Genomic DNA, 15,957 nt, shown 5'->3' on the forward strand with positions numbered 1-15,957 from the left:
CGCCGCTCACCGTCGCCCGCTGTGGGTCGTCGCGCCGTGGGTTGCGCGCTACCGTGAGGGTGACGGTGAGGAGGCACGATGTCGGAACGCAAACCGGCGGGAGTCGACTTCGAATCCTGGGTCGACCGTAAGATCCGCGAGGCCACCGAGCGCGGTGAGTTCCGCAACCTCCCCGGCGCCGGGAAACCGCTGCCCGGCGCGGGGAGCCGGTATCACGACGAAAATGCCTGGTTGCGGGATTACCTGCGGCGTGAGGGCGTGAGCGGGGACGTGGCCCTGCCGCCGTCGCTGCAGCTGCGCCGGGAGGTGGAGCGGTTGCCCGATACGGTGCGTGAGCTTGCCACCGAGGAGCAGGTGCGGGCCACCGTCGCCGAACTCAACCGGCGGATCGTGGACTGGTTGCGGGTGCCGACCGGGCCGCAGGTGCCGGTCGCCCCGGCCGACGTCGAAGAAGTGGTCGCCGGCTGGCGGGCCGCTGCCGGAACCGCCGGTGCGGAGACCGCTGAGCCACCGCCCGCGCGGGAACCGCAGCCTCGCCGAGTGAGCGCGGCGGCGCCGCGGCGCCCCTGGTGGCGGCGGATCCGCCGGAACAGCTGAGTCGATCCCGCCCGGCGCGCCACCCCGGTGCGGTTGTATGGGGGGATGGATGCACGCACGCTCGCCGACCGGATCGAGATCACCGATCTGCTCACCCGCTACGCCACCGCCGTCGACGACAAGGATTGGCCGCTGTACCGCTCGGTGTTCACCGCCGACGCACAGATCGACTACAGCACGGCCGGCGGGCCCACCGGGGATGTGGATACGGTCGTCGCCGGGCTCACCGAACAGCTGGCGCTGTTCTCCCGGACCCAGCATTTCATCTCCAATATCGCGGTGGAACTGGACGGTGACATCGCGAAGGTCCGCGCCATGTTCTTCAACCCGATGATCGTCTCTCCGGGGAAGCAGTTCACCTGTGGTGGCTGGTACAACCACGATCTGGTGCGCACCCAGGACGGCTGGCGCAGCGCCCGGCTGGTCGAGGACGCGGCCTGGTTCGACGGGCTGGAGGCCGCCTTCACCTGATCGGTGAGCAGGCACACTCGATCTGCGGGGGCACCGCCGGATTGAAGGCTCCGGGGCCGGGTACGCGGGCGATATCCGACCGAGCAACCGAGAATCGGAGGTGGATATCGTGGCCGAGCACAAGAGCGCACGCGAAGGCATCGAAGGTGCCGTCGAGGGCGCGAAGGGCAAGGTCAAGGAGGCCGCGGGAGCGGTTCTCGACAACGACTCCTTGCGCACCGAGGGCAAGGCACAGCAGGACAAGGGCGAATCGCAGCGCGCTGCCGCCGAGAAGGAGAACGAGGCGCAGCAGGAACGTCTCGAAGCCGCCGATGCCGAACAGCGGCAGCGGGCCCAGCAGGACCCGGGCCACGGGCAGACGGTGGCGCCGACACCGCGCGACGTCTGAGCCGATAGGGTCCGGCGGCGTTGCTCTGCCGGACCGGAGTGACTACGGCGACCTCACAGAGGTCGCCGTAGTCGTGCGGGATGGTTTTGCGAGGGCACCCGCCGACGCGCCGGCAGTATCGTCGCAACCGGTCGACACGCCGGCAGTTGTCGCAGCGCAGGTAGTGGGTGGGCTCCGGTCCCCGTCGCCGAGGAATCTGTTGATGTTCGGGTGCGCCTCGAGCGCCTCCACCACCACCGCCGCGCCGGTGTACTTATCCGTTACCGGCAGACGACGCGCCACTCTGGCTTCCTGCGGTGGCATGGCAGATCGGACGTGAGCGGATCCGACCGCTTGCCTGTTCGGGTAGCCGGGCGTACTCCGTCAACCGGATACGACGGTCCGGTCGCGGGCTGCCGTGCTGTCCGCGCCGGGCTGTAGTTCGTAGACGGCGAAAGCTTTACCGATTACCGGCTGGGCGACATTGCGCACCCGGATACCGCCCGGTGTACTGCCACGCTCGGTTCCGGCGTGGGCGTGGCCGTGGACGGCCAGATCGGCGCCGTGGGTGTCGATGGGTTCGCCCAGGAGGTACGAGCCCAGGAACGGGTAGATCTCGCGTGGCTCCCCGTGCAGGGTGTCGCTGACGGGGGAGTAGTGCGTGAGTACCACCGTGATATCGGTATCGAGCTCGGCCAGCGCGGTATCCAGTGCCGTCGCCAGCTCGACGGTGTGGCCCGCGAATTCGCGCATCAGTCGTTCACCGAACACGCTTGCGCATTTTCCGGCGAAACCGCCACCGAAGCCTTTGGTGCCGGCGATACCGAGGGTCGTGCCGTCGATATCGAGCGTGGTGGCGGCGCCCTCGAGCACGGTGATTCCGCAGGATTCCAGGAGACCGGTCATTTCGGCCGCGGCATCGCTGTGATGATCGTGGTTGCCCAGCACGGCCACCACCGGGACCCCGACCTCGGCGAATTCGCGCGCGACGACCTCCGCTTCGGCCGGTGTCCCGTGCTTGGTCAGGTCGCCGGCCAGCAGCAGCACATCGGCCAGCGCCGGTAGTTCGCGCAGTGCGGGCCGCAACAGTCCGCGTGAATCGGTTCCCAGATGGACGTCTCCGACAGCGGCGATCCGCATCGGCCCTCTCCCTTCTGCCCGGTGCCGGGCACCGGGCTCGCTCGGTATCAACTACCGAGTTCTTCGCTTCCGCCCGGCCTGGCTGCCGCGGTGACGTGTACATCGTTGTGAATCGGCAGGTCCGGAGCGATATCGTGCACCACGTCCTCGAGTATCAGCCGCCGCTGCGCGGTACTCACCTCGCCGTCGAGGACGACGACATCGCCACGGATCCGGACCTGCACACCCTGTTCGGCCGTGCGCGGATCCTCGGCCAGCGCCCGATGGAGTTCGGCGGCCAGATACTCCGGCGGCCGTGGCCGGGAGGAGTGCGGATTACCGGACATCTACTGCGCCTTTCCGGATATGTGCGGGGGTGCGGTCGTTTCGGCGATACCGAGATCGTCGATCAATCCGAGGAACGCTTTCGCGTACGGCGAATGCTCGGTCTGGGCGCGCACCGCGGGCCAATTCACCTGTTCGCGCAAATCGCGCGAGACCCGCAGCAGCGGACTGAGATCGAGCCGGTGCGCGTCGAAGACAAGCAGTTTGTCGACCAGCAGATCGGTGGCGTCGACCACGGGCGCCACGGCGGGACCCACCCGCATGACCTCGGCCCGGCCCAGCAGCGCATCGTCGACTTCCCGGTTGTTGGGCCGGTGGATGATATCGATCAGGGTGTCGCCGTCGTAGGCCTTCGTCAGCCAATCCTCGGCCGCATCCGCCAGCCGCAGCCCGGCACGCGCCAGTTCGCTGCGCGCCCGGGCGCTGTCCTCGGGTTTGACGAACAGATCCACATCGTGGTCCGACGGCGGTCCGCCCCGCGCGTACACGGCGCAACCACCCGCCACGGCGAAAGGTATGCCCTCTTGTTTCAGGGCGTTCGCGGCCCGGGTCAAAGCGTGCAGCAACTGCTCCTCCGTCGGCACCATATCGGGCGGCTACCCGGGCATCGCTGTGCTAATCAGCCGGCGATCGCCGCCGGCTCAGCCCAGCGACGCGATCAGTACGAGCGCCACCACCGCGAACACCGCCACGAGAGCGATCACGGCGACCACCGCGGCGACCCCGGTCGGTGGGAAACGGTGGCTGGTCCGCGGTTCGGGCGCCGAAAGCCCCGAGGTCTGTGCGGTATCCGGCGGGGTGGAACCCGCCGGTACCCCGCCACCGGCTTCCAGGTCGGGAGTCGCGGCCGGATCGGGATCCATCGAACTCATGAGCGCTTCCCCACTTTCGGTTGTCGCCGGGCGCGCCGGCGGGGTCGGGTCGCCGCCCGCCCGGTCCGCGGACAACTACCGGTGGGAGGGCCGGGTGAGACGGCGGCGAGGATCGTTCGTCGCACCACGCGCGGCGCGTACCCGTTACTTCGCCACCCAATCGGGTGACACCGGGAAACGCGTCAGCGCTCGCCGCGGCGGTGCCGGCGGTGGCTCGTATCGCACAGCGGATAGGTCCGCGACCGTTTGCACAGGCATATCGCGACGAGAAAACGGTCTGCGTGGATCACGGCGCCGTCGGCGGTCACCAGTTCGACCGGGCCGTCGACCAGCGCGGGCCCATCCTCGGTGAAAACGATCCGCGTCGGTTCGGTTCCCCTTCCGGACGCCGTACCAGCATCGGTCTCCGGTTGTGCGGGAGTCACCTCGGGACGGGCCGCTGTATCCCTCGGCCGTGGGCCGTCGGCCGGTGCCGGAGTATCGGCAGGCACGCCGGCACTGCGGGGCGGCGCGACCGGACCGCTTCGGCTGTCGGCCGGACGGGGAGGGGGCGTACGCGGGTCGGCCGCCGCCGGATGAGCGGGGCGGTCGCGGACCGCCGGCTCCGTGGGGCCGACCGGTTTCTCATCGTGTCCGGTCGGCACGGATCACCACCAATTCCTCGTGCTGCTGCCCGGGCCGGATCAGGCCGCAGTCGCGAAGCCAGCCGCTGCGGCGGGCCAGTACCGGGCCGAAAGGAATCACCGTCCGCGCGACCACGGTTGCTTTCAGGCCGCCGCTGCGGAGCTGACGCAGGCTGGTCGCGGTCCCGGAAAGAGCCGAATGAACCATCAGGGCGGTGCCGCCCGGGGTCAGTAGGCGCGGCATCATCGCGCACAGCGGATCGAGCAGGGACCGCCCGTGCCGGCCGGCGTCCCAGGCGCGCGCCGACCGGCCGGCGGGCCGCGATTCTTCGCTGGGTACATACGGCGGGTTGGCGACGATGACATCGAATGTCCGGTCCGTGACCACCTCGGTGACATCCCCGCACAACAGCTCCAATCGCACCCCGTGCAGCCGGCTGTTCAGCCAGGCCGAGGTCACCGCGGCCCGGGACAGGTCCACCGCGGTCACCGCCGCCGCTCCCGTCCGGGCGGCGTGGATCGCCAGCGCGCCGGTCCCGGTGCAGGCATCGAGAACCCTGGCGCCGGCCGGTAGCGCCGCTTCGGTCATCGCGCGGGCCAGCAGCCAGGTATCGGGCTGCGGCCGGTACACCCCCGGCGCACGAACCAGCATCGGGCTCACCCGGCCTCGGGGCGCAGCGAACTGCCCCCTACCCGCCAGCAGTCCAGCATGGCCTCGGTGCACCGGGTTTCGAGCAGTTCGGTGGCCTGGATACCGAAGACCACCGATTCGGCGAGTTCGGGTTCACGGGCGAGCAGATCGGCGAGTACATCGCGCCGGACGACCTGTTCGTGCACGGCGTCCGCGGTGACGTGTTCGGCGTAGAACCGCACGCAGTCCGGATGTGCCGAGAACCGCTGCAGTGCCTCGACCATGACCCGCGAGGCTGGTGAGGAACTGATCTCCACGGCCGCGAAATGTCCTACCAGGGCGCCACGCAACGACCGGTGCAGCCCGAACAGTGACATCATGTCGACCAGCGTCAGCATGGGAGCCGGTACGACATCGAGATAGTGCAGGTAGCCGTCGGCCAGACCGGCGCCGCGCAGTAGGTCGGCGTAGAGGCGGGCGTGGATCCGGTCGCCGTGCCCGCCGCCGAATTCGTCGAACTCGACCGCCACCAGCGCGGCCTTGGCGCGGCCACGCAGCCGCGGGATCACCCAGGCGACCGGATCGGCTTCCTTGTGGTGGTAGATCGAGCGCTGGACGAAATATTCGCGTGCCTGTTCCCACGTGCCCTCGTCGCGCAGCCAGGCCGGGGTACCACCGGCCGCGGGCGCGGTGAGCAGCCGATCCAATTCGGCAGCCACATCGTGGCCGCCGGGGACCTCGGCGCGTAACGCGTCGGAGAACCGGCGTTCCAGATCTCGTCGCAACCCCAGCAGGCCGCTGTCCCACTCCCATTCCGGGTCCACCTCGCGGAATCCCTGATAGTGCAGTTCGTAGCAGGTGTGCAGGGCGAGCTGGAGATCGTCGCCGAAGGGGTCGATATCCGGCGGGGCCTGGGGTACAGGGCTGCCGGGTTCGGCCGGCAGCAACGCCACCAGGTCGGCGGACAGCGGCCCTCGGGGCACGGGCAGGCGTATTCCCCGGGAGAGGGTGCCCGGGGCGGCGAGTGTTTCGACCATGGATTCACCTTTCGTGGCGACGATGTCGTCGTCCGTGCGCACCGCGGGGGTCAGCGGTGGTCAGCCGGCGGGGTACTGCGTGGTGCGCAGCAACCGGGCCAGATGGGCGGCGTTGCGCGCCGCCGTGGCATTCGTCGACGCGACGGCGTCGGGTGTGCGCTCGAGGTCCAGATAATCCACCCCGCTCATCGCCTCACCGTTCCAATAGGTCGCGCCCTGGGCGGCGACGGTGAAACCGATATCGTTGAGCGCCTGGAAGACATCGGCGACGATCTTGTGCGCGCCGTCCTCGTTACCCACCACGGCCGCGACCGCGACCTTGCCGAACATCGCGGGCCGCCCCGCATCGTCGGTTTCGGAGAGTTCGGCGTCGAGCCGCTCCAATGCCCGCTGTGCCACCGAGGACATGTGCCCGAGCCAGGTGGGGGTGCAGAACAGCAGGATATCGGCGGCCGCGACCCGGGCGCGGATATCCGGCCACTGGTCGCCGTCGCCCTCGTCGGTGCTCACCCCCGGCCGGATATCGTGATCGACCAGCCGGATCACCTCGCCGCTGACCTCGTGTGCGGTGAGCTCGTCGAGCAGTTGCCGGGCGATCCGGTCGCTACTGGATTCGGCCGGTGATTTCTTCAGTGTGCACACCAGCGCGACTGCGCTCAGAGAAGCCATCGTCGTATGAACCTCCGCTCCTGCCGTGGTGCCCGAGCCGGGGGCCGGCTGCCGTTGCCCCCGCAATAGCCGCCCCGGCGCGAGGTAAACGTCTCCCGCCGCGACCGTGACCGCGCCCGGTGTACAGAGGCAGCGACTCGTGCCAGAATGAGGTCGAGGTTGAAACACACAGCCGAACCCTGTGCGGCATATGTCGGCAGTCGGGCTCCCCCGGATGGGCGCGCCGCTCGTCCGGTCGCTGGTCCCGACCGGGTATGCCAACCGGAAATCCCCAACGCAACGGACGGGATTCATATGTCGGTAACCACCGCCCTGCACCAGATCGAGCAACACCGGGGAAACGATCCGCGCACCGCAGCCGCCGGCCGCATGTGGTCGCGCCGCAGTACCGAATATCCCGACTGCCTGATCGCCCGGGTCGAGGGTGAACTCGACGCGGTCGGGCTCGACGACTTCCGTGCGCTGCTCGGGAGCTGTCGGAGCGACGGCTGCCGGGTGGTCGTGCTGGACCTGCGGGCCACGACGTTTCTGTGTATCCGTGCCGCATCGGCGCTGTCCGGTGCGAAGAGCGACGCCTGGCGCCACGGGGTCGAATTACGGCTGGTCAGTGGCCGGCACGATATCGAGCGAGCGCTCCAGATCACGGGTGCGCGCCACCAGTTCCGCTATTTCCCGACACTGCGCACGGCCCTGGCAGGCTGAAACCGCGCGATACCGACCACCGCCGGAGGGCCCGGCGGTGGTCGCCGTATGTGAAGAGTTCGCGCGTGCCCGATTGCTGTCCGGGCTGTGCCCGATCGAGCACATCACACCTGCGCTGCGCACCGGATTCGACCGGATATTGCCGGCCGTGCACCGGCGCGTGGATCGGATCCGAAGCGGGCTTGCGGTTTCGGCACCCTGATGCGGGGTACCAGCGCATGTGACAATCAGGCCGAGACAGATGTCGCGGCGTCGCCGCTGGGTCAATGCCACTGTGGCCCCGGCAGGCGCCCCCGGCCCTCGGGTGGGCCGCAGGAACGAGGTGGTGGTGGTGCGCATGGTGGACAGCGTCTCCGACTCTGTGGAAACGACTTCACGGGATACGACGACCGTCGGCGTGCGGGTACCGGCGGAGCACGAGCAGTTGGTGATGCTGCGCGCGTTGGCCGAGACGGTGGCGTTGATAGCCGATTTCGGTTTGGACGAGGTGACCGATATCCGGTTGGCCCTCGACGAGGTGGCCACCTCGTTGATCGCGGGCGCCGTTGCCAAGTCGTCACTGAGCTGCGACTTCGATTATGACGAGCACCGGATGACTGTGCGCGTAGCCTCGACAGCGGCGACCGAATCGCTCCTCGATCAGGAAGGGTTCGGCTGGCATATAGTGCGGACCCTGACGCGTGGGGTCGGCGTCGTGCAGCATCCCTACGACGTGGCGAGGGGTGGATACCCGACCGATGTCGAATTCAGCTGGTACCGAGGGGGCGCCGATGGCGCATGAGGCACCGCGTATCGATCCGGGGCCCTCACGTCGCCATCGTGGCAGCGACAGCTACGACGATATCGAGCCGTTGTTCGGCGAAATGGCCGCCGCGCCCGAAAAATCGGCGCAGCGGGCAGCGCTGCGCGCGGAAATACTCGACCGGTGTCTTCCGCTGGCCGAACATATCGCCCGGAAGTTCTCCGGGCGCGGCGAAGCCTACGACGATCTGTTGCAGGTGGCCCGGCTGGGCCTGTTGAACGCCGTCGAGCGATTCGATGTCGGCCGGGGTTCGTCGTTCTTGTCGTTCGCCGTCCCGACGATCATGGGGGAGGTGCGCCGTCATTTCCGGGACAACACCTGGTCGGTGCGAGTGCCTCGGAGGGTCAAGGAGATCCAGCTCAGCCTGGGTCCCACGATCGAGATCCTGTCCCAGCGGCTGGGCCGGGTGCCGCGGGCCCGGGAGATCGCCGACGAACTCGAGATCGATCTGGTGGAGGTGACCCAGGCGTTGATCGCGGGTAATGCCTACCAGACCTCCTCGCTGGACGCCCCCGCCGGTGAGGACGGCGAATCCGCCGCGCCGGCGCTGGTGGATTCACTGGGGTGCGACGAAGCGTCGTACGGCTGGCTGGAGGACTATCTGGCGGTCGAACCGTTGCTGGGCGAGCTCTCCGATCGGGAGCGCCAGGTGCTGCGGATGCGTTTCTTCGAATCCAAAACGCAGTCCCAGATCGCCGAGCGGCTCGGTGTCTCGCAGATGCATATCTCCCGGATACTGTCGCGGACCCTCGGGTGGTTGCGGGAGGAAGCGCTGCGCGATTGACCCGCCGCCGATGCGCCGGCGGGCCTCTCGCGGACCGATGGCGGGTGGGTGGCGTCAGTGCTGTACCGCCGCGGAATCCGTGGTGCGGGCGTGCACACCTCGCAGGTAGGCGGCCTGTCCCGCGTGCTGCAGATCGTCGGCGATCACGCTGATCAGTCGCACGCCCATGGTCACCGGCGGATTCCAGGTTTCGTCCACGACTTCGTCGAGGTCGCTGTCGGCGAGATTACCGACGAATCGCAGGGTGTGGGCGTGGACGGCGTCGTAATAGCCGGTGAGCAGCTCCGCCGGGGCCTGGATTTTGGAGACATCGGCGGGGGTGTCCCCGTATCCGGTGGCCGCGCGGTCGATGGGGAGGTCGAAACGTTCGAACCAGCCGCGCCCGGTCCAGAACGATTCGCCACCGGTCAATTCCGCGAGATGTTCGTCCTGGACCCGGGTGAGATGCCAGATCAGCCAGGAGATCGAATTGGCTTCCGGGTCGGGCCGGTAGTTCAGGCCCTTGTCGTCGAGTCCGTCGACCGCCTCGTGCACGACCTCGCGGATCCGTTCGAAGGCATCGGTGAGCATATCGGCGCTGTTCATGGATTCTCCGTCGCTCGGTACGGGAGCGGCGCTCCGCTGCGACGGGCCGCTTCCCACGGTCGGCTCTGCTTTCGTTTCCGAAAGCAATACCACCGCCGGGCGCCGGCAAACCGGAGCGACGCCGCGTCAGTCGGATTCCAGTTCGGCCGGCCGTACTCGCCGCGCCGGCCGCCGGGTTGCGGATCGGCCTGCCCGACGACCGCGTCCTGCCGCCGAGTGCCTCCACTCGCCAGGCTTACGACGAACTGCGAGCCACCTTCGAAGTCGAGGCCAATGACGCCGTGCATTTCGTGGCGCCCGGCGGCCGGTCGGTATCGCCGGATGCCATCGGACGGTATGCGGCGGCGCTGTCCCGGGTGGACGGAATGGCGCGGGTGAATTCGACCGCGGGGGTGTTCGTCGGCGGTGTGCTCGCCGGACCGGCGCCGGATCCCGGCCGGCTGGTCAGCGATACCGGGACCCGCCTGGAGGCCATCCCGACCCGGCGGATACTGGCCGGCACCGAGGTTCATCGAGCGCTACCGGGCCACCGGGGACAATCGCCGGGCGGTACTGGAAGGGTTGCAGCGCGGAGCTCCGCTCGTCCCCGCGGCCGCGCTGGTGCCCGCATTCATGCGGCTGGCGGGGTCGGCGAACTGGTGGGCTCCGCCCGGTTTGCGGCGGTGGGCAGTCCTGCCGAACGGGCGGAGTGCCTCGGCCGACGGCCCGGGAAGTGCCGATGATCGCCAATCGGTGGCGAGCTGAGACCGGGCCCGATTTCGGGCATACGGGTGGCGCCGTATGCCCGGTCGGCGCCGGGGCCGGAAAAGTGGAACGTGTTCTTGTTGTGGACGGCCGTTCGTGCCAAGGTGACCTCATGGATCTGCAGGCACTCGAACAAATCCGCACCCTCAAGTATCGGTACTTCCGGACTCTGGACCTGAAACAGTGGGACGATTTCGCCGCCACCCTGGACCCGGAGATCGAGGCCCGCTACGGCACGCATGTGATGGGCTCCGAACTCGTCTTCGACACCCGCGAGGCGGTGGTCGATTTCATGCGCAAGAACACCGGGCCGAGCATCGTGACCACCCATGTCGCCAACCATCCGGAGATCGTCGTCGACGGTGATACCGCGACCGGGAGCTGGCTGTTCGAGGATACGGTGATCGCCACCGAATTCAATGTCCTGATCCGGGGTTCCGGGTACTACACCGACCGGTATCGCAAAGGGGAGGACGGTATCTGGCGGATCGCCGCCACGTCCTATGTCCGGATCTACGAATCCTCGCAATCGCTGGCCGATACTCCCAGTCACACCCTGATCAGCAATATGTGGGCACCGGCCGGCGATAAGTAGGGCTCACGGTACGAGGACCGCGCGTCCGCGGATACGCCCCTGTTCCAGCAGTGCGTAGGCGTGGGCGCCGTCCTCCAGCGCGAACTGCTGGGTACGGACCTCGATACTGCCTGCCCGGGCGAGTGCGACACTGTCGATGAGATCGCGTTTGGTGCCGCCGTAGGATTTGCGGACGGTCGCGCCCCACGGCAGTCCGGGGCCACCCGCGGGACCCGCGGTGATTCCGGGATCCCCGTCGCCGAGGCCGATCATCCGGTAGGCGCCGTTGGGGCCGACGCTGCGCACCGAGAGCTGGGCGGTGGCATCCACCCCGACGAAATCGAATACCGCCTCGGCGCCGCGACCGCCGGTCAGCTCCAGGATCCGGTCTGCGGTATCGTCACCGGCCGCCAGCACCTCGTGCGCCCCGCATTCGACTGCCAGGTCCCGTTTATCGGGGTCGGTGTCCACCGCGACGATCCGGGTCGCGGTGAGGGCGCGCAGGATCTGGATGCCGACATGGCCCAGGCCGCCGGCGCCGATCACCACCGCGGTCGACCCGGGATACAGCTGATCGCGGGCTCCGCGGATGGCGTGATAACTGGTGAGGGCCGCATCGGCCAGCGGCGCGGCGGCCACGAAATCCATATCGCCGATAGGCACGAACGAACCGGCGGGGACGGCCACGTATTCGGCCATCCCGCCGTCGGGGCCCAGGCCCGGGCAGGGCGGCATGGCGACCCGGCCCGCCGTGCGGCATACGTTTTCGTTCCCGCTCACACATTCCGGGCAGTTCCCGCACGACCAGCACAAATACACGATCCCGCGGTCCCCGGGCGTATGCCCCTCGACCCGGTCGCCCACCGCGGCGATCGTGCCCGCTATTTCGTGGCCCAGGATCAGGGGTTCGTCGCGAACCTTGAACGGCAGGTGCAGGACGTGCAGGTCGGAATGGCAGATTCCCGAGGCGCCGACCCGTATCAGCAGTTCACCCGGGCCGGGTTCGGGTGTCGGCACATCGCGCATCTCGAGTCGGCCGGGTTCGGTGAGTTGCAGTGCGCGCATGGGGTTTCCTTCGAATCCGGCCGTTATGACGTGACTCACAACGTAGGCCTGGTGACCGCCGGCTGACAAGGGTCGATTTTTCTTGACACGCGTCAAATGTGCCCCTACGGTTCGGGTGACCGGCGTCACTGTCGGCCGGTCTCCCGGAACACGCAGGAGGTCCTATGCCGAACCCCACCGTCGCGGTCATCGGTGCCGGAATCAGCGGTTTGACCACCGGAAAGATGCTCGGCGACTACGGGATCGCCTATACCTGCTTCGAATCCTCGGACCGGATCGGCGGTAACTGGGCCTTCGGGAACCCGAACGGGCATTCCAGCGCGTACCGATCGCTGCATATCGATACCTCGAAGTATCAGCTGTCGTTCCGGGACTATCCGATGCCGGATTCCTATCCCGATTTCCCGCACCACAGCCTGATCAAGGAGTACCTCGAAGGCTATGCCGCGGCGTTCGACCTGAAGAGGTCCATCGAATTCGGTAACGGTGTCCGGCACGCCCGCCCTGTCGGCGACGGCTGGGAAATCGCGACCGAGAGCGGCGAGAACCGGAAGTTCGACCTGCTGGTCGTCGCCAACGGCCATCACTGGGATCCCCGGTTCCCCGACTTCCCGGGCGAATTCACTGGGCAGGCCATCCACTCCCACGCCTATATCGATCCGCGGACCCCGCTGGACCTCTACGGTAAGCGCATCCTGATCGTCGGCATCGGTAACAGCGCCGCCGATATCGCCGTCGAACTGTCCTCCCGGGCGATGGACAACGATGTCTGGCTGTCCACCCGGTCGAGCGCGTGGGTGGTGCCGAAGTATTTCGCCGGTACCCCGGCGGACCGCTATTTCCGCACCGTGCCCTATGTTCCGCTGTCCTGGCAGCGCAAACTCGTCCAGACGTTCACGCCTTATATCTCGGGTGACCCGGTGAAATACGGATTGCCCGCACCGAACCACAAGTTCTTCGAGGCCCACCCCACCCAATCCGTCGAGTTGCCGCTGCGGCTGGGCTCCGGAGATGTGGTGGCCAAACCCGATGTGAGCCGGCTCGACGGGGACACCGTGCATTTCACCGACGGGACGCACAAGGATTTCGACGTCATCATCTACTGCACCGGCTACAACATCACCTTCCCGTTCTTCGACCCCGAATTCATCAGCGCACCGGACAATCGGATCGCTCTGTACAAACGCATATTCAGACCCGGCGTGGACAATCTCGCGTTCGTCGGTTTCGCGCAGGCTTTCCCCACCCTGTTCCCGTTCGTGGAGTGTCAGGCCAGGCTGGTCGCCGCCTACGCGGCCGGGCACTACCGGCCACCGGGCGAAGCGGCGATGCTCCGGGGTATCGAGGAGGACCGGCAGCGCTTCACCGGGCACGTCGTGGACCGTCCCCGGCATACCCAGCAGCTGGACTACTTCGTTTACGAACGCGAGCTGCGGCTCACCGAACTGCCCGCCGGTCTGCGCCGGGCCCGCGCGCACGCCGGGAACCCGGCCGGGCAGGCCGGCTGATGGTCCGCTCGCGTACCGACCGGCGCGGACCCCCGCGCGGCGAACAGCGCCGGGAGGCACTTCTGGTGGCGCTGGACGAACTGTTGCGCGATAACGGGGGCCGGCTCGAGGCCGTCGATATCGCCGAGATCTCCCGGCGCGCCGGGTTGACCCGCTCGGCCTTCTACTTCTATTTCGAGAACAAGGCCGCCGCCGTCGGTGCCGCCCTGGAAGACATCTACCAGGAAGTATTCGCGGTCAACGATATCCTCGTCGGCCCCGGGGAACCGGCGGATCGTATCGAACGTACGATCCGCGGGCTGGTGGATTTCTGGGACCGCCACCGGCATCTCTACAGCGCCGTCCTCGACGCGCGTAGCGCCTCCGCGGCAGTACGTGAGCTCTGGGAATCCGAGCGCCAGGCCTTCATTCCCTCGATCGCAGCCATGATCGACGACGAACGCCGGGCGGGCCGCGCCCCCGCCGGTGGTGATGCGGCCACGCTCGCCGATGTTCTGCTCCTGCTCAACGAGCGCCTGCTCGAGCGCCTCACCCTGGGGGCCGAGCTCGACCGGGAACGCTATATCGAATCGGTGGTCACGGTCTGGCTGCGTTCGATCTACGCACCCGCCGAACCCACCACCGCGAGGAATCGTCATGACTGTGCACCACACCCCTGAACCCGCCGCCGCGGCCGGCACCGCCGAACTGACCTTCCGCTCGGGCGCCGATATATGCCACGCCTGGCACTTCGCCGCCGGTTCGGCCGAACTCGCGGGCCAGGCCGGGCGACCGGTCGCGGTGATGGCGCACGGTTTCGGCGGGACGAAGGATTCCGGCCTCGAACCGTTCGCCCGCGCCTACGCCGCCGCCGGAATCGACGTCCTCGCCTTCGACTTCCGCTACTTCGGGGCCAGCGGTGGCGAGCCCAGACAGCGGGTCCGGATGGCCGATCAGCTCGCCGACTACCGGGCGGCGGTGGCCGCGGCCGCCGAACTCCCGGGGGTCGATGCGAGCCGGATCGTGCTGTGGGGTGTTTCGCTGTCCGGCGGCCATGTCTTCGCCGCCGCCGCGGCCGCCCGGGCCACCCCGGAGAAATCGGCCACCGCACGGGCCGCACTCGCCGCGGTTGTCTCGCTCACCCCGCTGGTGGACGGCCGCGCCGCGGCCGCGCTGGCCGTGCGATCCGGCGGCGTCGCGGCAACATTGCGGGGTGCCGGCACCGCCGTGCGCCGGCAGCTGGACGCGGTGACCGGCGGACCGGGCCTCATCCCGCTGGTCGGCCGGCCCGGGGAGCCCGCGGCGCTGGCGCTGGAGGGCTGGTACGAGTCCTACCGAGCCCTGGCCGGACCCACCTGGCGTAACGAGATCGACGCGAGTGTGCTGCCGCAGCTCGCCGGCTACCGGCCGGCCCGGGCAGCCGCCGGTTTGCAGCTGCCGGTTCTGGTCCAGATCGCCGATTTCGACCGCGGTGCGCCCCCGTACGCCGCGGCGAAGGCCGCCTTCGCCGCGCGGGCCGAGGTACGCCACTATCCCTGCGACCATTTCGGGGTCTGGCCGGGCAATCCGTTCTTCGAGTCGGCCGTCGATCATCAGCTGATGTTCCTGCGCCGGCACCTGGCGCCCGGCCTTCCGGATCCCGCTTCGACATAGATGGGCGAGAGGTGTCACGTCCGCTCCGCCCGCAGCCAGGGCTACCGGAACCTGCGGTAGCGTCACGCGTACCCCACATGATGTGAGACACGACAAATTGCAGGCAGGTAACACCAGATGTGAATGGCCTTACGGTCATGAGGATTCGGCATATCGTCGTGCGGGTAATACACGGGACCGGCGGTGGTTTCGCGGCTGCCGGCCCGCGAGTGAGACACAGGAGCAGAATGAGTGCCAAAACCGAACTCGTCCGCGAACTGAACGGGCCCACCGCAGCCTCGGAGATGCTCTCCGACCAGGAGATCGAGGATCTGCTCGGACTGTTCCGCAGCGCCCAGCAACAGGAGAAGGAACTGCTCATCGAGGCGGTCAACGGGATGATCCGCTTCTTTCCGCCGCCGTTCAAAACGATCACGCGCCGGATCATGTTCGGGGATCTACTCGAGAAATGAGCGATCTGGTCACTCGCGCGCAGATGATCCTGCTCGCGCGCACACTCCATGTTCCCGTCGAACGTATTGCCTATCTCGAACGGCTCGGCTCCGAACACCTGCACGAACTCGAGCAGCGGATTTCCGGGCGGATCTTCGAATATCACGGCGAGATGTTCAAACGGATCGGCCGCCTGATCCCGATCATCCCGCTGCAGGTATCGCTGCCGCTGGTCCAGCGCATCGTGCCACCCATGATGACCGGCCGCGCCGCCGGTGCCGTCGGCGTCGAGTATCCCGACGCCGCGGCCGATACGCTCACGATGCTCAAAACCGAGTACGCGGCGGACTGCACGCCGTATGTGGATCCGAAGGCGCTCGGCGAATTGGGCGACATCA

21 protein-coding genes and 1 pseudogene are annotated in these 15,957 nt (G+C 68.1%); 12 read left to right on the forward strand and 10 right to left on the reverse strand.

Going from position 1 to position 15,957, the window contains the following annotated elements:
* Window positions 1–78 precede the first annotated feature (78 nt).
* The 3 genes from ON22_RS10490 to mbp1 all read left to right on the forward strand — a co-directional run bounded on the left by ON22_RS10490 (window position 79) and on the right by mbp1 (window position 1,456).
* Window positions 79–597 carry a DnaJ family domain-containing protein gene (locus ON22_RS10490; protein WP_033246842.1) on the forward strand — a complete coding sequence of 173 codons (519 nt, stop codon included), beginning with the start codon at window positions 79–81 and terminating at the stop codon, window positions 595–597.
* A 45-nt stretch (window positions 598–642) separates the two neighbouring features.
* Window positions 643–1,068 (forward strand): nuclear transport factor 2 family protein, encoded by a 426-nt coding sequence (locus ON22_RS10495; protein ID WP_033246841.1) that lies wholly within the window; start codon window positions 643–645, stop codon window positions 1,066–1,068.
* A 109-nt stretch (window positions 1,069–1,177) separates the two neighbouring features.
* The gene (mbp1, locus tag ON22_RS10500) at window positions 1,178–1,456 is read left to right on the forward strand and encodes a microaggregate-binding protein 1 (RefSeq protein ID WP_051157414.1); all 279 of its coding nucleotides are present in this window, start codon (window positions 1,178–1,180) and stop codon (window positions 1,454–1,456) included.
* Window positions 1,457–1,819: 363 nt separating this feature from the next.
* Here the strand turns inward: mbp1 and ON22_RS10505 are convergent, their stop codons facing one another.
* From ON22_RS10505 to ON22_RS10540, 8 genes are all read right to left on the reverse strand, one after another.
* Window positions 1,820–2,575: a metallophosphoesterase family protein gene (locus tag ON22_RS10505; protein WP_033246840.1), complete on the reverse strand. Its 756-nt coding sequence runs from the start codon at window positions 2,573–2,575 to the stop codon at window positions 1,820–1,822.
* Window positions 2,576–2,622: 47 nt separating this feature from the next.
* Window positions 2,623–2,901, reverse strand: coding sequence for a BON domain-containing protein (locus tag ON22_RS38505; protein WP_033246839.1), 279 nt, complete (start codon window positions 2,899–2,901; stop codon window positions 2,623–2,625).
* Entirely contained in the window at window positions 2,902–3,486 is a 585-nt protein-coding gene (locus ON22_RS10515) for a nucleotidyltransferase family protein (RefSeq protein WP_033246838.1), read from the reverse strand.
* A 54-nt stretch (window positions 3,487–3,540) separates the two neighbouring features.
* Window positions 3,541–3,771, reverse strand: a complete 231-nt coding sequence (locus ON22_RS10520) for a DUF6480 family protein (protein WP_033246837.1) — start codon at window positions 3,769–3,771, stop codon at window positions 3,541–3,543.
* Between the two features lie 182 nt (window positions 3,772–3,953).
* On the reverse strand, window positions 3,954–4,196 hold the full coding sequence (locus tag ON22_RS10525) for a CDGSH iron-sulfur domain-containing protein (protein WP_051157415.1): 243 nt from the start codon (window positions 4,194–4,196) through the stop codon (window positions 3,954–3,956).
* A gap of 199 nt (window positions 4,197–4,395) precedes the next feature.
* Window positions 4,396–5,046 carry a HemK2/MTQ2 family protein methyltransferase gene (locus ON22_RS10530; protein WP_174375569.1) on the reverse strand — a complete coding sequence of 217 codons (651 nt, stop codon included), beginning with the start codon at window positions 5,044–5,046 and terminating at the stop codon, window positions 4,396–4,398.
* Window positions 5,047–5,051: 5 nt separating this feature from the next.
* A complete protein-coding gene (locus ON22_RS10535) occupies window positions 5,052–6,062 on the reverse strand; it encodes an iron-containing redox enzyme family protein (protein WP_033246897.1) in 1,011 nt (336 codons plus the stop codon).
* Between the two features lie 60 nt (window positions 6,063–6,122).
* A complete protein-coding gene (locus tag ON22_RS10540; RefSeq protein ID WP_033246836.1) occupies window positions 6,123–6,731 on the reverse strand; it encodes a flavodoxin family protein in 609 nt (202 codons plus the stop codon).
* A 294-nt stretch (window positions 6,732–7,025) separates the two neighbouring features.
* On the opposite strand from ON22_RS10540, the gene ON22_RS10545 reads away from it, so the two are divergent.
* The 3 genes from ON22_RS10545 (at window position 7,026) to ON22_RS10555 (ending at window position 9,019) form a co-directional block, all read left to right on the forward strand.
* Complete coding sequence (locus ON22_RS10545) at window positions 7,026–7,433, forward strand: STAS domain-containing protein (protein WP_033246835.1); 408 nt, start codon at window positions 7,026–7,028, stop codon at window positions 7,431–7,433.
* A gap of 241 nt (window positions 7,434–7,674) precedes the next feature.
* A complete protein-coding gene (locus tag ON22_RS10550; protein WP_306306590.1) occupies window positions 7,675–8,214 on the forward strand; it encodes an ATP-binding protein in 540 nt (179 codons plus the stop codon).
* Entirely contained in the window at window positions 8,204–9,019 is an 816-nt protein-coding gene (locus ON22_RS10555; RefSeq protein ID WP_033246834.1) for a SigB/SigF/SigG family RNA polymerase sigma factor, read from the forward strand. The genes ON22_RS10550 and ON22_RS10555 overlap by 11 nt, the downstream gene beginning before the upstream one ends.
* Window positions 9,020–9,073: 54 nt before the next feature.
* Here ON22_RS10555 and ON22_RS10560 read toward each other — a convergent pair whose 3' ends face one another.
* The gene (locus ON22_RS10560) at window positions 9,074–9,604 is read right to left on the reverse strand and encodes a mycothiol transferase (RefSeq protein WP_033246833.1); all 531 of its coding nucleotides are present in this window, start codon (window positions 9,602–9,604) and stop codon (window positions 9,074–9,076) included.
* Window positions 9,605–10,460: 856 nt separating this feature from the next.
* Between ON22_RS10560 and ON22_RS10570 the strand changes: the two genes are divergently transcribed.
* Entirely contained in the window at window positions 10,461–10,943 is a 483-nt protein-coding gene (locus tag ON22_RS10570; RefSeq protein ID WP_033246895.1) for a nuclear transport factor 2 family protein, read from the forward strand.
* 3 nt (window positions 10,944–10,946) lie between these two features.
* Here the strand turns inward: ON22_RS10570 and ON22_RS10575 are convergent, their stop codons facing one another.
* Window positions 10,947–11,987, reverse strand: a complete 1,041-nt coding sequence (locus ON22_RS10575) for an NAD(P)-dependent alcohol dehydrogenase (protein WP_033246831.1) — start codon at window positions 11,985–11,987, stop codon at window positions 10,947–10,949.
* Between the two features lie 164 nt (window positions 11,988–12,151).
* On the opposite strand from ON22_RS10575, the gene ON22_RS10580 reads away from it, so the two are divergent.
* The 5 genes and pseudogenes from ON22_RS10580 to ON22_RS10600 form a co-directional block, all read left to right on the forward strand.
* Window positions 12,152–13,495: a flavin-containing monooxygenase gene (locus tag ON22_RS10580; protein ID WP_033246830.1), complete on the forward strand. Its 1,344-nt coding sequence runs from the start codon at window positions 12,152–12,154 to the stop codon at window positions 13,493–13,495.
* Window positions 13,495–14,154 (forward strand): TetR/AcrR family transcriptional regulator, encoded by a 660-nt coding sequence (locus ON22_RS10585; RefSeq protein ID WP_051157409.1) that lies wholly within the window; start codon window positions 13,495–13,497, stop codon window positions 14,152–14,154. Before ON22_RS10580 ends, ON22_RS10585 begins: the two co-directional genes overlap by 1 nt.
* A complete protein-coding gene (locus tag ON22_RS10590; RefSeq protein ID WP_051157410.1) occupies window positions 14,132–15,127 on the forward strand; it encodes an alpha/beta hydrolase in 996 nt (331 codons plus the stop codon). Before ON22_RS10585 ends, ON22_RS10590 begins: the two co-directional genes overlap by 23 nt.
* 227 nt (window positions 15,128–15,354) lie before the next feature.
* On the forward strand, window positions 15,355–15,579 hold the full coding sequence (locus ON22_RS10595; RefSeq protein WP_033246829.1) for a hypothetical protein: 225 nt from the start codon (window positions 15,355–15,357) through the stop codon (window positions 15,577–15,579).
* Window positions 15,576–15,957: pseudogene (locus ON22_RS10600) on the forward strand (hypothetical protein); the annotation flags it as partial. The gene ON22_RS10595 and the pseudogene ON22_RS10600, both read left to right, overlap by 4 nt.

The organism is Nocardia carnea NBRC 14403, assembly GCF_000308515.1.
Classification (GTDB): Bacteria; Actinomycetota; Actinomycetes; order Mycobacteriales; family Mycobacteriaceae; genus Nocardia; species Nocardia carnea.

Coding starts and splice junctions, on each gene's coding strand:
- ON22_RS10490 (WP_033246842.1), top strand. CDS start 79: ATGTCGGAACGCAAACCGGCGGGAGTCGACTTCGAATCCTGGGTCGAC.
- ON22_RS10495 (WP_033246841.1), top strand. CDS start 643: ATGGATGCACGCACGCTCGCCGACCGGATCGAGATCACCGATCTGCTC.
- ON22_RS10505 (WP_033246840.1), bottom strand. CDS start 2,575: ATGCGGATCGCCGCTGTCGGAGACGTCCATCTGGGAACCGATTCACGC.
- ON22_RS38505 (WP_033246839.1), bottom strand. CDS start 2,901: ATGTCCGGTAATCCGCACTCCTCCCGGCCACGGCCGCCGGAGTATCTG.
- ON22_RS10515 (WP_033246838.1), bottom strand. CDS start 3,486: ATGGTGCCGACGGAGGAGCAGTTGCTGCACGCTTTGACCCGGGCCGCG.
- ON22_RS10520 (WP_033246837.1), bottom strand. CDS start 3,771: ATGAGTTCGATGGATCCCGATCCGGCCGCGACTCCCGACCTGGAAGCC.
- ON22_RS10530 (WP_174375569.1), bottom strand. CDS start 5,046: ATGCTGGTTCGTGCGCCGGGGGTGTACCGGCCGCAGCCCGATACCTGG.
- ON22_RS10535 (WP_033246897.1), bottom strand. CDS start 6,062: ATGGTCGAAACACTCGCCGCCCCGGGCACCCTCTCCCGGGGAATACGC.
- ON22_RS10540 (WP_033246836.1), bottom strand. CDS start 6,731: ATGGCTTCTCTGAGCGCAGTCGCGCTGGTGTGCACACTGAAGAAATCA.
- ON22_RS10545 (WP_033246835.1), top strand. CDS start 7,026: ATGTCGGTAACCACCGCCCTGCACCAGATCGAGCAACACCGGGGAAAC.
- ON22_RS10550 (WP_306306590.1), top strand. CDS start 7,675: ATGTCGCGGCGTCGCCGCTGGGTCAATGCCACTGTGGCCCCGGCAGGC.
- ON22_RS10555 (WP_033246834.1), top strand. CDS start 8,204: ATGGCGCATGAGGCACCGCGTATCGATCCGGGGCCCTCACGTCGCCAT.
- ON22_RS10560 (WP_033246833.1), bottom strand. CDS start 9,604: ATGAACAGCGCCGATATGCTCACCGATGCCTTCGAACGGATCCGCGAG.
- ON22_RS10570 (WP_033246895.1), top strand. CDS start 10,461: ATGGATCTGCAGGCACTCGAACAAATCCGCACCCTCAAGTATCGGTAC.
- ON22_RS10575 (WP_033246831.1), bottom strand. CDS start 11,987: ATGCGCGCACTGCAACTCACCGAACCCGGCCGACTCGAGATGCGCGAT.
- ON22_RS10580 (WP_033246830.1), top strand. CDS start 12,152: ATGCCGAACCCCACCGTCGCGGTCATCGGTGCCGGAATCAGCGGTTTG.
- ON22_RS10585 (WP_051157409.1), top strand. CDS start 13,495: ATGGTCCGCTCGCGTACCGACCGGCGCGGACCCCCGCGCGGCGAACAG.
- ON22_RS10590 (WP_051157410.1), top strand. CDS start 14,132: ATGACTGTGCACCACACCCCTGAACCCGCCGCCGCGGCCGGCACCGCC.
- ON22_RS10595 (WP_033246829.1), top strand. CDS start 15,355: ATGAGTGCCAAAACCGAACTCGTCCGCGAACTGAACGGGCCCACCGCA.